The 12933-nt window shown below is 71.5% G+C and carries 13 protein-coding genes; 9 read left to right on the plus strand and 4 right to left on the minus strand.

The window, feature by feature from the left end:
* Positions 1-44 precede the first annotated feature (44 nt).
* Positions 45-440 carry a DUF5319 domain-containing protein gene (locus K1T34_RS22365; protein ID WP_220247349.1) on the minus strand — a complete coding sequence of 132 codons (396 nt, stop codon included), beginning with the start codon at positions 438-440 and terminating at the stop codon, positions 45-47.
* Between the two features lie 129 nt (positions 441-569).
* Here K1T34_RS22365 and guaB point away from each other — a divergent pair, with 129 nt between their 5' ends.
* The 3 genes from guaB (at position 570) to K1T34_RS22380 (ending at position 2999) form a co-directional block, all read left to right on the plus strand.
* Complete coding sequence (guaB, locus tag K1T34_RS22370; RefSeq protein ID WP_220246151.1) at positions 570-2081, plus strand: IMP dehydrogenase; 1512 nt, start codon at positions 570-572, stop codon at positions 2079-2081.
* 55 nt (positions 2082-2136) lie between these two features.
* Positions 2137-2424 carry a DUF3574 domain-containing protein gene (locus K1T34_RS22375; protein ID WP_255638642.1) on the plus strand — a complete coding sequence of 96 codons (288 nt, stop codon included), beginning with the start codon at positions 2137-2139 and terminating at the stop codon, positions 2422-2424.
* A gap of 77 nt (positions 2425-2501) precedes the next feature.
* The gene (locus K1T34_RS22380; RefSeq protein ID WP_220246152.1) at positions 2502-2999 is read left to right on the plus strand and encodes a hypothetical protein; all 498 of its coding nucleotides are present in this window, start codon (positions 2502-2504) and stop codon (positions 2997-2999) included.
* Here the strand turns inward: K1T34_RS22380 and K1T34_RS22385 are convergent.
* Positions 2902-4179 (minus strand): MFS transporter, encoded by a 1278-nt coding sequence (locus K1T34_RS22385; RefSeq protein ID WP_255638643.1) that lies wholly within the window; start codon positions 4177-4179, stop codon positions 2902-2904. The genes K1T34_RS22380 and K1T34_RS22385 overlap by 98 nt on opposite strands.
* 181 nt (positions 4180-4360) lie before the next feature.
* On the opposite strand from K1T34_RS22385, the gene K1T34_RS22390 reads away from it, so the two are divergent.
* Positions 4361-5500 (plus strand): GuaB3 family IMP dehydrogenase-related protein, encoded by a 1140-nt coding sequence (locus tag K1T34_RS22390; RefSeq protein WP_220246153.1) that lies wholly within the window; start codon positions 4361-4363, stop codon positions 5498-5500.
* Positions 5501-5555: 55 nt separating this feature from the next.
* Here the strand turns inward: K1T34_RS22390 and K1T34_RS22395 are convergent, their stop codons facing one another.
* Positions 5556-6143 (minus strand): GNAT family N-acetyltransferase, encoded by a 588-nt coding sequence (locus tag K1T34_RS22395; protein WP_255638780.1) that lies wholly within the window; start codon positions 6141-6143, stop codon positions 5556-5558.
* Between the two features lie 172 nt (positions 6144-6315).
* Between K1T34_RS22395 and K1T34_RS22400 the strand changes: the two genes are divergently transcribed.
* Genes K1T34_RS22400 through K1T34_RS22420 form a run of 5 tightly spaced genes read left to right on the plus strand, consistent with a single transcriptional unit; the run spans position 6316 to position 11428 of the window.
* Positions 6316-8022 carry a GMC family oxidoreductase gene (locus K1T34_RS22400; RefSeq protein ID WP_220246155.1) on the plus strand — a complete coding sequence of 569 codons (1707 nt, stop codon included), beginning with the start codon at positions 6316-6318 and terminating at the stop codon, positions 8020-8022.
* A gap of 16 nt (positions 8023-8038) precedes the next feature.
* A complete protein-coding gene (locus tag K1T34_RS22405) occupies positions 8039-8731 on the plus strand; it encodes a maleylpyruvate isomerase family mycothiol-dependent enzyme (RefSeq protein WP_220246156.1) in 693 nt (230 codons plus the stop codon).
* Between the two features lie 55 nt (positions 8732-8786).
* Positions 8787-9341 carry a hypothetical protein gene (locus tag K1T34_RS22410; RefSeq protein WP_220246157.1) on the plus strand — a complete coding sequence of 185 codons (555 nt, stop codon included), beginning with the start codon at positions 8787-8789 and terminating at the stop codon, positions 9339-9341.
* A 13-nt stretch (positions 9342-9354) separates the two neighbouring features.
* The gene (locus tag K1T34_RS22415; RefSeq protein WP_220246158.1) at positions 9355-9915 is read left to right on the plus strand and encodes a hypothetical protein; all 561 of its coding nucleotides are present in this window, start codon (positions 9355-9357) and stop codon (positions 9913-9915) included.
* A 55-nt stretch (positions 9916-9970) separates the two neighbouring features.
* Positions 9971-11428 carry an FAD-dependent oxidoreductase gene (locus K1T34_RS22420; RefSeq protein ID WP_220246159.1) on the plus strand — a complete coding sequence of 486 codons (1458 nt, stop codon included), beginning with the start codon at positions 9971-9973 and terminating at the stop codon, positions 11426-11428.
* Positions 11429-11467: 39 nt separating this feature from the next.
* Here the strand turns inward: K1T34_RS22420 and K1T34_RS22425 are convergent, their stop codons facing one another.
* Positions 11468-12913 (minus strand): aldehyde dehydrogenase family protein, encoded by a 1446-nt coding sequence (locus K1T34_RS22425; protein ID WP_220246160.1) that lies wholly within the window; start codon positions 12911-12913, stop codon positions 11468-11470.
* Between the last annotated feature and the right edge of the window lie 20 nt (positions 12914-12933).

A 12933-nucleotide genomic window follows, 5' to 3' on the forward strand; every position in this document is an offset into this window, starting at 1 on the left:
GGTGAGCAGGCTCACCAGGGCCGGTCAACGCAACAGCAAAAAACTCAGTACGCGCTCTCGTTCGCCGTCACACCGTCGGCGAAGCCGCGGCAGTAGTCCCAGCTCACGTAGTCGCCGGGGTTCGGGTCGAAGGCCGGCTCGTGGGGGCGCATGCGGCCGTCCGCGAGGAGCTGTTCGAGGCTGGCGCGCAGGAGGTGCCAGTCGTGGTAGTGGGGTTCGTCGCATTCGCCGCAGTCCACGACGATGCCGCGGACGCCGCGAGGCTCCAGGAGGGCTTGGTACACCGCCAGGTCGGAGAGGTCGGCCAGCAGCTCGGTGCGTTCGTCCGGGCTGATGGGCTCGTCCAGCTGGTCTTCGGGATCGAGGAACGCCCGGGCCGGATCGTCCGGGTCGTCCGCGAAGGGGTCGGGGGGCAACACGTCGTGCGGCACGGCCTGCACGGTACCCGCCGTGTGGCGCCCGTCCCCACCCACCCGGGTCAGGGGCGGAGCCCGGATATCATGAGGGGAAGGCTCAGCCAGCCCCTCGGCCAGATCGCTCACCCCCGCCAGGAAGGCCCTTCGCCCGCTATGACCAGCGAAAGCATCACCGCCCCCGTGCCCAGCAAGTTCGCGATGCTGGGTCTGACCTTCGACGACGTGCTGCTGCTGCCGGCCGAATCCGACGTGGTGCCCAGCGGGGTCGACACCAGTACTCGTCTCACGCGCAACATCACCCTCAACGTCCCGCTGGTTTCCGCCGCCATGGACACCGTCACCGAAGCCCGCATGGCGATCGCCATGGCGCGCCAGGGCGGCATCGGCGTGCTGCAGCGCAACCTGCCGATCGACGAGCAGGCGGCCGCCGTCGAGGTGGTGAAGCGGTCCGAGGCCGGCATGGTCACCGACCCGGTCACCTGTTCGCCCGACGACACGCTCGCCGAGGTCGACGCCCTCTGCGCCCGCTTCCGCATCTCCGGCGTCCCGGTCACCGACGCGTCCGGCTCGCTCGTGGGCATCATCACCAACCGCGACATGCGGTTCGAGGTCGACTACACCCGTCTGGTCAGCGAAGTCATGACGAAGGCGCCGCTGATCACCGCGCAGGTCGGCGTCACGGCCGACGCCGCGCTCGGCCTGCTGCGCCGGCACAAGATCGAGAAGCTGCCGATCGTGGACGGCGCCGGCAAGCTCCGCGGCCTGATCACGGTCAAGGACTTCGTGAAGACCGAGCAGTACCCCAACGCCACCAAGGACACCGACGGCCGCCTGATCGTCGGCGCGGCCGTGGGCGTCGGCGCCGACGGGCACAAGCGCGCGATGACGCTGGCCGAGGCCGGTGTCGACGTGCTGATGGTCGACACCGCCCACGGCCACTCCCGCGCCGTGGTCGAAACCGTCAAGCTGCTGAAGAAGGAGCTGGGCGACACCGTCGACATCGTCGGCGGCAACGTCGCCACGCGCGCGGGCGCGCAGGCGCTCGTCGACGCGGGCGTGGACGGCGTGAAGGTCGGCGTCGGCCCGGGCTCGATCTGCACCACGCGGATCGTCGCCGGCGTCGGTGTGCCGCAGATCTCCGCGATCTACGAGGCCGACCAGGCCTGCCGCCCGGCCGGCATCCCGGTGATCGGCGACGGCGGCATCCAGTACTCCGGCGACATCGCCAAGGCCATCGCGTCCGGCGCGTCCAGCGTGATGCTGGGCAGCCTGCTCGCCGGCACCGCCGAGTCACCCGGCGACCTGATCCTCGTCGGCGGCAAGCAGTTCAAGGTCTACCGCGGCATGGGTTCCCTGGGTGCGATGCAGTCGCGCGGCCAGGGCAAGTCGTACTCGAAGGACCGCTACGCGCAGGACGACGTGCTCAACGAGGACAAGCTCGTCCCCGAGGGCATCGAAGGCCGCATCCCGTTCCGCGGGCCGCTCGCCAACGTCGTGCACCAGCTCGTCGGCGGCCTGCGCGCCGGCATGGGCTACGCGGGCGCCGAGACGATCGCGCAGCTGCAGGAGGCGCAGCTCGTGCGCATCACGGCGGCCGGGCTGAAGGAGAGCCACCCGCACGACATCACGATGACCGTCGAGGCCCCGAACTACTCCGCACGGTAACTCCGCCCGAACGGATCTTCCCGACATCCCGCCCGTCCCAGCACACTTCGAGACGTTGATCTTTCTCGAAGGGGGCGGGCGGGATGTCGATTTCACGACGGGTTGTGTTGGCTGTCACTACGGCGGCGGTCCTGGGAGTCGGCGGGGGAGCGGCGGCACCGGCCAGTACCGGATCGTGTCGGGTGAGATCACGCGTGAGCACTCGATCGTGCTCGTGATCCTCTACCCGTTCGACGAGCGCGACGCCGACACCGACCTCGAGCAGATCCGCACCGACTACAAGAAGCTCTTCCATCAGGAATCGGTGCTGCGCACGGATTCCGTGGAGCGTGTCTCCTTCTGACGCGGTTTTCGGGGCCCTGAGTACTGAGCGGCATTTGTCCCCTCACGGCGACGGCCGCGGTGCGGCTGAGTGGTGCGGTGAAAGCGGATCGTCTCGCCGAGTTGTTCGTGGTCGTCGTCGGCTTCGCCGTGCCGGCGACCGTCGCGGCGGGCCTCGTGGTGGAGTACGGAGGACCGGCGCACGTCGAGGCCGCGCAGGTCGTGAGCTGCCGCGAAGTGCCCGGCGCCGGCGACCGCACGATCCGGTACGTGGTGCGGTTCACCACCCAGATCGGCGAAGACGTCGAGGTCTCCGGCGACGACCCGGGCCTCGACGCCGGCGTCGGCGCCTCCGTGGAGCTCACCCGGGCCGACCGCTCCGGCGCGGTGCGGGCGGTGCGCAGCGGCGGCGAGACGACGATCGTGCGCACCTCGTTGTTCGTCGGCCCCGTCTGGGGCGGCGTGATCGGGGTGCTCGTGCTGGCCTACGCGGTGTTCCTCATGGTGCGGGGCGGGAAGCGGGCGCTGCCGGTGTCGCTGGCGGTGGGCCTGCTTTCCGCGGTCGCGGGGGCCGTGGCGGGCGTGACGTTGTTCTGACCCGCCACAGCAGCACGGGCGTGGCCAGCATCAGCAGCCCCGCGAGGCCGATCGCCTCGCGCGTGCCGAGCCACGCGCCGAGCGCGCCCCACACCAGCGTCAGCGCGGCCCGTGTCGCCCCGCCGGTGATGCCCCAAGCGGACAGCACCCGGGTGGCGCGTGAGGTCTCCGTTTCCTGCAGCCGGTAGGTGGCCGAGACGGGGTTGAAGATGCCGATCGTGAGGATCAGCCCGAACTCGACGAGCATCACGAACCCCAGCCCCGCCGGCCCGCGCGGCGTGAAGGCGAGGGCGACCGGCCAGATCACGCGCAGCGTCCCCGTCACCAGCAGCACGCGCTCGGGGCCGAAGCGCGCGGTGATCCGGCGCGACAGCCTCGAGCCGAGCAGCCCGCCGAGGCACGGCACGCCGAACGCCAGCCCGTACTGCCACGCCGCGAACCCGAGTTCGCGCAGGAGCAGGATCGCGAGCAGCGGTGACGTCGCCATGATCAGGCCGTTCACCAGCGTCGTGTTGAGGAACAACGCGCGCAGCCGCGGGTGGCCGAGGATGTAGTGCCAGCCGTCGAGGACGTCCCTGGTCCGGACCGTCGCCGGGCGCGCGGTGGGTGGCGGCTCGGGCGTGCGGATGGCGCCGATCGCGAGCGCGGAGAGCAGGTAGCTGGCGCTGTCGAACACCACTGTCGTGAGTGGTCCGAACACGCCGATCAGTGCCCCGCCCGAAGGCGGGCCGACGGCGGTGGCGGTCCACTGCGTGGTCTCGAACCGGCCGTTGGCGACGAGCAGGTCCTCGCCCGTCGCCATGCCCTTGAGGTAGGCGCCGCTGGCCGCCGTGAACACGATGTTCGCGGTCGCCACGACCACCGACACGGCCACGAGCTGCCCGAACGTGAGCCCGCCCAGCGCGTAGCCGAGTGGCAAGGTCAACAGTGCGACGAAGCGCACAGCGTCCATCGCCACCAGCACCGGCCGTTTGCGCCGGAACTCCACCCACGGCCCGAGCGGCACGGCGATCAGCGCGCCGACGGCCAGGCCAGCCGCGGCCAGCACCGAGACCTCCGTGGTGCTGCTGTGGAGCACCGTCACGGCGATGAACGGGAACGCGTCGAGCGCGAGCCATGTGCCCGCGGTGCTCGTGGCGTAGGCCAGCCACAGCCGTCGGAAGTCCTGCCCCAGCGCCACTCTCGTCCCCCTGTCGTCGTCCGACGCATCCAACAGCGCGCGAAACGGCGGTGGCAAACAACCTCGTGACGCGGTGCACAACCTGCGGTTGTTCGCCCTCGAAACTGCCCCCGTGCGTTGGTCACCCACGCGGACTAGCGACAATGGACAGCGTTGTCGTCGGTGCGAGAAGGGACATCACGTGCGGGATCTGGTCGAGATCGGGATGGGTCGCACCGCGCGGCGGGCGTATGACCTCGATGACGTGGAGATCGTGCCCTCGCGGCGCACGCGGTCGTCGTCGGTGGTGTCGACCTCGTGGCAGATCGACGCTTACCGCTTCGACCTGCCGCTGGTCACGCACCCGACCGACGCCATCGTGTCGCCGGGCACGGCCGTCGCGATCGGCGAGCTGGGCGGCCTGGGCGTGCTCAACGCCGAGGGGCTGTGGGCGCGCCACGCCAACGTCGAGGACGCCATCTTCCGGCTGGTCCGCGCCGCGGAGGACACCGAGGACCCCGCGGCCGTCGTCCGCGAGCTGCAGGAGCTGCACGCCGCGCCGGTCCGGCTCGACCTGCTGAGCGAGGCCATCAAGACCGTCCGCGAGTCGGGCGTCACAGTGGCCGCGCGCGTGAGCCCGCAGCACGCCGCGGAGCTCACGCCCGATCTGCTGGCCGCCGGCGTCGAGATTCTCGTGGTGCAGGGCACGATCATCTCCGCCGAACATGTGCAGCGCGACGCGGAACCGCTCAACCTCAAGGAGTTCATCGGCCGCCTCGACGTGCCGGTGATCGCCGGCGGCGTGAGCGACTACCGCACGGCCATGCACCTCATGCGCACCGGTGCGGCGGGCGTGATCGTCGGCCACGGCTACACCCCGGGTGTCACCAGCACCGACCGCGTGCTCGGCATCGGCGTCCCCATGGCCACCGCCATCGTCGACGCCGCGGCCGCCCGCCGCGACTACCTCGACGAGACCGGCGGCCGTTACGTCCACGTCCTCGCCGACGGCGGCATGACCACCTCGGGTGACATCGCCAAGGCCATCGCCTGCGGCGCCGACGCCGTGATGCTCGGCGCGCCGCTGGCGACCGCCACCGACGCGCCCGGCCAGGGCCTCTACTGGACCGCCGCCGCGGCGCACCCGTCGCTGCCGCGCTCGCGCGTCGTCGCCGGCCCGGACTCCGACTACGCCGTGGACCTGAAGACGCTGCTCTTCGGCCCGTCCTCGGACGCCGAGGGCGTGGTGAACCTCTTCGGCGCCCTCCGTCGCGCGATGGCGAAGACGGGGTACTCGGACCTGAAGGAGTTCCAGCGGGTCGGGCTGACCGTCCGCCGCTGATCGTTCGCTTGGTGAGGCCCCCGCGTCCTGGACGTGGGGGCCTCTTTCACGAGTTTCAGGACGCGGCGCGGGACGCCCAGTGCCGGCCTCGGCGCGGGGTTCGCCAGTGCCGTCCGCGCTCGGGGCGCAGGGGTCCGCGCCCGGCCGGCTGGTGCGCGGCGAACCGGGCCGCCGTGAGTCCCATCAGGACGGGATACCGCACCTCCCCGTGCCGCAGCTCGGTGTCGCGCGGCCGGCCTTCCTCTCGGAAGCCGAGTTCTCCGTGCAGCGCAAGGGAAGCGAAGTTGGCGCCGTTCACGCTCACCACGCACTCGCGGTAGCCGCGCTGCTCGAACATGACCGTGAGCAGCACGGTGACTGCGTCGGCGGCGTACCCGCAACGGCGGTGCTGCGGGCCGATCCCGATGCCGTAGCTGAAGCGGCGCGTCGCCGGATCGGCCTGGATCCACATGGACCCGACCACTGCCCGGCTATGCCGCGCCTCGATGGCGAAGTGGAAGTCGTCGCCTGAATCGCCTGCGCGGCCGCGGTGCGCGGCCCAGTGCCGGTAGCCGCCGAGGCGCAGGTCGTGACCGCGCGCCGCGTCGCGGTCGAACCCGGCGAGCACGCGGTGGTCGGCGGGGCGGATCTCGCGCAGGCGCACCTTCACGCCGGCCTGGCTCGCCGCGCCGGCCCGTCTCCGGGCTCGGACCGAATTCACCGTCATCGGCGGGCATCGTATCGGTTGGCCGAGCTCAGCTTCCGCGGTTCGGCGATGTAACCGGCGAGTAACTTACCTCTGGTCAGAAGGACATCCCCGGGTTACGCTCGGACCTGTGACTGCCAGTAACACCACCACAGCGCAGGGCGGGCCCGACTACGACGTCGTCGTGGTGGGGTCCGGGTTCGGGGGCAGCGTGGCGGCGCTGCGGCTCACCGAGAAGGGCTACCGCGTCGCCGTGGTGGAGGCGGGGCGGCGGTTCGCGGACGACGAGTTCGCGAAGACGTCGTGGGACCTCAAGCGGTACCTGTGGGCGCCGCAGCTCGGCTGTTACGGGATCCAGCGCATCCACATGCTCAACGACGTGATGGTGCTGGCCGGCGCGGGCGTCGGCGGTGGGTCGCTGGTGTACGCGAACACATTGTACCGCCCGTTGAAGCCGTTCTACGCCGACCGCCAGTGGGCCCACATCACCGACTGGGAGGCGGAGCTCGCGCCGCACTACGACCAGGCGAGCCGGATGCTCGGGGTGGTCACGAACCCGACGCTGACACCGTCCGACGTGGTGATGCGCGACGTCGCGAAGGACATGGGCGTGGGCGATTCGTTCCACCCGACGCCGGTGGGGGTGTACTTCGGCAAGCCCGGCGAGACCGTGCGCGACCCGTTCTTCGGCGGCGCCGGGCCCGACCGCGTCGGCTGCACCGAGTGCGGCGCCTGCATGACGGGTTGCCGCGTCGGGGCGAAGAACACGCTGGTCAAGAACTACCTGTACCTAGCAGAGCAGGACGGGGCGAAGGTCATCCCGCTGACCACTGTCGCGTCGGTCGAGCCGGTGGGCGACGGGTACCGCGTGACGCTGCAGAAGACCGGCACGCGCTCGAAGCGCTTCCGCACCACCGTGACCGCGGGCCAGGTCGTGTTCGCCGCGGGCACGTGGGGGACGCAGAACCTGTTGCACCGCATGAAGGACACGGGCGCGCTGCCGAAGCTGTCGCGGCGGCTCGGCGAGCTGACGCGCACGAACTCCGAGGCGATCATCGGCGCCGCGCGCACCGCGGTGGACTCCGCGCGCGACTTCAGCCGCGGCGTCGCGATCACGTCGTCGATCCACCCCGACGAGAACACCCACATCGAGCCCGTGCGCTACGGCAAGGGCAGCAACGCGATGAGCCTGCTGCAGACCGTCTCCACGGACGGCGCTTCGCCGGTGCCGCGCTGGCGCCAGGCGCTGACGTTCCTGGTCAAGCACCCGCTGCAGTCCGCGAAGCTGCTCAACGGCTACCGCTGGAGCGAGCGCACGGTGATCCTGCTGGTGATGCAGAGCCTCGACAACTCCATCACCACGTACACGCGGCCCGGGCTCTTCGGGCGGCGCAAGTACACGTCGAAGCAGGGTCACGGCGAGCCCAACCCGAGCTTCATCCCGGCCGGGCACGAGGCCAACGTCCGCACGGCCGAGCGCATCGGCGGGATGCCGGGCGGCACGTGGGGCGAGATCTTCGACATCCCGCTCACGGCCCACTTCATCGGCGGCGTGCCGATCGGGGACAGCGCGGAATCCGGTGTGATCGACCCGTACCACCGGGTCTACGGCTACCCGGGACTGTCCGTTGTGGACGGTTCGGCGATCACGGCGAACCTGGGCGTGAACCCGTCGCTGACGATCACGGCGCAGGCGGAGCGAGCGTTTGCGTTCTGGCCCAACAAGGGTGAGGCGGATCAGCGTCCGGGGCAGGACGCGGCGTACGCGCGGCTGGACGCGGTGGCGCCGAAGAATCCCGCTGTTCCCTCCGACGCCCCTGCCGCACTCCGTCGATAGCTCCTACGATCACCGGGTGACGACAACGGCGTTGACCCGCGTGCAGGAACTGCAGGACGAGTGGGCCCTGGTCATCGGCTCCCTCGACGAGACCGCAGTGCGCGCGCCGAGCGCGTTGCCCGGCTGGACCCGCGCGCACCTGCTCACTCACGTCGCCCGCAACGCCGATGCCGTCGGCAACCTCCTGACGTGGGCGTCCACCGGCGTCGAGCGCCCCATGTACGGCCCCGGCACCGCCCGCGACGACGACATCGCCGCCGGCGCTGCCCGCGGCTCGGCCGAGATCCTCGCCGACGTCATCGCGTCGGGGGAGCGGCTCGTGGACCTGGCTTCGTCGCTGCCGGACCAGGCGTGGACCGCGCCCGTCCGCGGCCGCGGCGGCCAGCCCATGACCGGCGCCGACGCCCTGACGCTGCGCCTCGCCGAGACCACCATCCACCTCGTCGACCTCGACGCCGGCCACGACTTCACCAGCGCGTGTTCCCTGCTGGGCGGCTACGTCGACGACGTCGTGGCCAACATGATCCGCATGTACCTCGGCGACCTGCCCCCGATCCGCCTCACCGACGGCACTCACACGTGGACCATGGCCGACGGCTCGGCCGGCCTCGTCACGGGCACCCCCGGCGACCTCCTGGCGTGGCTCTCGGGCCGCGGCCCCGGCGACGCGTTGGCGGGCCCCGTGCCGGAGTTCAAGTCCCTGGTGTGACGCGGTTTTCCCGTTGTGCTTGGCTTTGCCTCGGTACTGGGGAAGGGACGGCTTCGTGCGCTGGTCTTCGGTTGCGGCTGTGCTGGCCGTGGTGGTGGTTTCGGGGTGCTCGGCGAGTCCGCCGCCCGCGCCCGTCCCTCCGCCGGCCTCGTCCTCCCCGGCGGACTCCGAGGCCTACCACTGGGTGGGAGAGTTCTGTAGCGGCCCTTCGGCGGCGCTGCTGTCGCTGAAGAACACCGGCTACGGCGCCATCCCGTACGACGCGATGGCCGACGCCACCGTCGCCGAGCGCCAGAAGGCCCAGCAGGACGCCGAGCTGAACCTCGCGCTCCTCGACGACGTCGTGAAATCCAACGCGGCCCACGTCGCCGGTGCCTCGCCGAGCCCCGCGCGTGACCGCCTGACCGCCGTTTACACCCAGCTGAAGGCCGACCTCACCCGCATCGAGCACCACGTCACGGGCCTCGTGCCGACGGCAGCCGCCACCTTCGGCCCCCAGCTCGCAGCCGACGCCGGCCAGGTCCACACCTCCTTCGAAGCCGCGCGCCACGTTTTCGCCGCCGAGCCGGCCACGGCCCGGTTCATGCGCGACTTCCGCGTCTGCTCGTAGAAAGGCCCTGCTCATGCGGTGGTTTCCGGTGGTGGCTGTCGTGGCGGCCTGCGGACTTTCCGGCTGCGCGGCGAGCCCGCCGCCCGCTCCCGCGCCGACCAAGTCTTCGGCCCCGATGTCGCTGACCGACACCCTGGCCTGGCACTGGGCGGGCGCGTTCTGCAGCACACCCAGGGAGGTCCTGACCGAGATCGGGAACCTGGGCGCCCACGCCGCGGACGACCAGACCGCCGGAACCAGCACTCCGGCGCACCGCAAGCAGTTCCAGCAGGAAGCCGTGCAGGACACCACCACCCTCGCCGGGCTCGTGCACGACAACGCGGTCCAGGTCGCGGAAACCCCACCGAGCGCCACGCGCGACCGGATCAACGCCGTCTACCAGCGCCTCGAAGCCGACCTTGGCCAGCTCCGCCGGCGCGCGGACCAGTTGCCGACCTCCGACGCGGCGACCTTCGGCGACGCCGTCGTGGCGATCACCGACGACGTGCACGCCGCCATGGAGCGGGCCAGGAAACTCGTCGCCGCCGACGCCGTCGTGGGGCACTACCTGCGGGGCTACTCACCCTGCTCGTAGCACTCACTCGGGCGACCCGATGAACCACTCCGCTGTCCGGAACGTCTGATCAAACATGACTGTCGGGAGAAGGACGTTGCTGCGGGCCGCCGGGCTCGCCACCCTCGGTGCGGTGGCCGCCGCGTGTGCGCCGAACTCCGCGCCGCCCGGGCAACCGCCGGTGAGGACAACGCCGACGACAACAGCACCGCCGCCGTCGACGAAGCCGTCCGGGCCGCCCGACTGGAACGCGTTGAGGAGCAAGCTCAGCGGCGACCTCGTGCTGCCTGCCGACAGCGGCTTCGGCACCGCCAAGCGCGGCTACAACCCGCTGTTCGACGGCCACACCCCGGCCGCCGTGGCGAAAGTGCAAAAGCCCGAAGACGTGCAGGCCTGCTTCGGCGCGGCGGCGGGAAGGCTGCCGATCGCCGCGCGCAGCGGGGGCCACAGCTACGCCGGCTACTCGGTGCCCGATGGTGGCCTGATCGTCGACGTCAGCAGCATGTCGAGCGTCCAGGTCCAGGGCGACCAGGTCGTGATCGGCGCCGGCGCGCGGCTGGGTGACGTCTACGCGGCGCTCGCCAAGGACGGCCGATGCCTGCCCGCCGGCTCGTGCCCGACGGTCGGCATCGCCGGGCTCACGCTCGGCGGCGGCATCGGTGTGGTGGCGCGCAAGTACGGCCTCACCTGCGACCACCTCGTTTCCGCCCAGGTCGTGACGCCCGACGGCAAACTGCGCACGGCCAGCGCCGACTCCGAGCCCGACCTGTTCTGGGCCCTGCGCGGCGGAGGAGGCGGCAACTTCGGCATCGTCACGTCGTTCACCTTCAGCACCGACCCCGCGCCCGGGATCACGGTGTTCTCGCTGCACTTCCCGGGCGGCTCGGCGGGCGACGTGCTCGACGCGTGGCAGCAGTGGCTGCCGACGACCCCGCCCGAACTCTGGTCGAACCTCGTCGTGTCGGGCGGCTCGCCGGTGGCGTGCCGCGTCGGCGGCGCGTTCGTCGGCGGCACGAGCGAGCTCACCACGTTGCTGGGCAAGCTCAACGCGTCGCCGTCCAGCCGCACGATGAAGAGCCTCAGCTACGGCGGCGCCATGAACTACTTCTCCGGCAGCTCAGCGCGCCAGACGTTCGTGGCCTCGTCGCGGATCATCAACGACCCCATCCAAGGCGCGAAGGTCAGCGACCTCGCCGCCGGACACAAGGGCATGGACCTGCTCATCGACGGCCTCGGCGGCGCGGTCGCCGACGTCGCCCCCGCCGACACCGCGTTCCCGCACCGCAAGGCGCTGGCCAGCATCCAGGTCTACGCGCCCGCCACCACGAGCAACCACACCAGCGTCGCCAAGTCCGTGTCCACTGTGGTCAGCGGCCTCGCCGACGCGGGCGCCGGCGGCGGCTACGTCAACTACCTCGACCCGGCCATGCCCGACTGGAAAACCGCCTACTACGGCGACAACGCCGCCCGGCTCGACCAGGTCGCCAAGACCTACGACCCGGACGGCGTGCTCAAGTTCGCGCAGTCCGCGTAAAGCTCGTGGATGCCGGCGCGAGACCGGCACCCACGAGTCCTACAGATCCACCCCGGTGAACACCGTCACGCGCTCCTCGGTGAGGTCGTTCATCGCCGCCAGCACGCCCTCGCGCCCGGAGCCCGAGCCCTTCACACCGCCGTACGGCATCTGGTCGGCGCGATACGACGGCACGTCACCGATGATCACGCCGCCCACCTCCAGCTCGGCCGACGCGTGGAACGCCAGCTGCACGTCGGACGTGAACACGCCGGTTTGCAGCCCGTACGCGGAGTCGTTGACCGCCGCGAAGGCCTCGTCCACACCGTCCACAACGGACACAGCCAGCACCGGGCCGAAGACCTCCTCCGACCACACGCGCGCGTCCGGTGGCACGTCCGTGAGCAGCGTCGGTGCGACCTGGGTGCCCTCGCGCGTGCCGCCCGTGAGCAGCTTCGCGCCCGCAGCCACGGCTTCCTCGACCCACGCGATGATCCGCTCGGCCGCGGCCTCGTCGACGACCGGGCCGACGTCGGTGTTGCGGTCGTAGGGATCACCCGTCTGCTGCGCCTCCACGGCCTCCACCAGCGCGGGCACGAACTCCTCGGCCACCGCCGCGTCGACGATCACGCGCTGCACCGAGATGCACGACTGCCCGGCCTGGTAGTTGCCGAATGTCGCGATGCGCTGCGCCGCGCCCTCGGGGTCGGGCCAGTCGCGCAGGACCACGGCCGCGGCGTTGCCGCCGAGCTCCAGCACCACGTGCTTGCGCGGCGCCGCGTCGGCGATCGACCAGCCGACGGGGCCGGAGCCGGTGAACGACACCACGGGCAGCCGAGGGTCGGCCACCAGCGCCTGGGTCTCCGCGTTTCCCAGCGGCAGCACGGAAAACGCGCCGGGCGGCAGGTCCGTCTCAGCCAGGATCTCGCCGAGGATCAGCGCCGACAGCGGTGTGCGCGGCGCCGGCTTCACGATGATCGGCGCGCCGACCGCCAACGCCGGCGCGACCTTGTGCGCCACCAGGTTCAGCGGGAAGTTGAACGGCGAGATCCCCAGCACGGGCCCACGCGGCACTCGCCGCGTGAGAGCCAGCCGCGCGTCGCCCGACGGGTCGGCGTCGAGCCGCTGCACGTCACCGCTGAACCGCCGCGCCTCCTCGGAAGCGATGCGGAACACCGAAACCGCGCGGCTCACCTCGGCTTCCGCCCACTTGAGCGGCTTGCCGTTCTCCGCGGTGATCACCTCGGCGATCTCCTCGGCCCGCATCCGCAACCCGCGCGACACATGCTCCAGCGCCGCCGCGCGCTCGTGCGCGGGGGAGCGGCGGAACTCCCGCGCGACGCCCGCGGCGGCCGCCACGGCGCGCTCCACCTGCTCCGCGCCGGGCACCGCCACGGTCGCCACTTCGCTGCCGTCGACCGGGTGCCGCACGACGAGGGTCCCGGCCCCCTGCTCCGCCCGGCCGGCGACCCACGCGGGCCGCGGCTCCGGGGTGATCATGTCCATGCATACCAAGGTATGGGGGC

Origin of the sequence: Amycolatopsis sp. DSM 110486 (genome assembly GCF_019468465.1) — a bacterium.
GTDB lineage: Bacteria > Actinomycetota > Actinomycetes > Mycobacteriales > Pseudonocardiaceae > Amycolatopsis.

What these genes read in the sequence shown, in the direction of transcription:
- guaB (WP_220246151.1), top strand. Translation starts at nt 570, where the DNA reads ATGACCAGCGAAAGCATCACCGCCCCCGTGCCCAGCAAGTTCGCGATG.
- K1T34_RS22420 (WP_220246159.1), top strand. Translation starts at nt 9,971, where the DNA reads ATGACTGTCGGGAGAAGGACGTTGCTGCGGGCCGCCGGGCTCGCCACC.
- K1T34_RS22415 (WP_220246158.1), top strand. Translation starts at nt 9,355, where the DNA reads ATGCGGTGGTTTCCGGTGGTGGCTGTCGTGGCGGCCTGCGGACTTTCC.
- K1T34_RS22425 (WP_220246160.1), bottom strand. Translation starts at nt 12,913, where the DNA reads ATGGACATGATCACCCCGGAGCCGCGGCCCGCGTGGGTCGCCGGCCGG.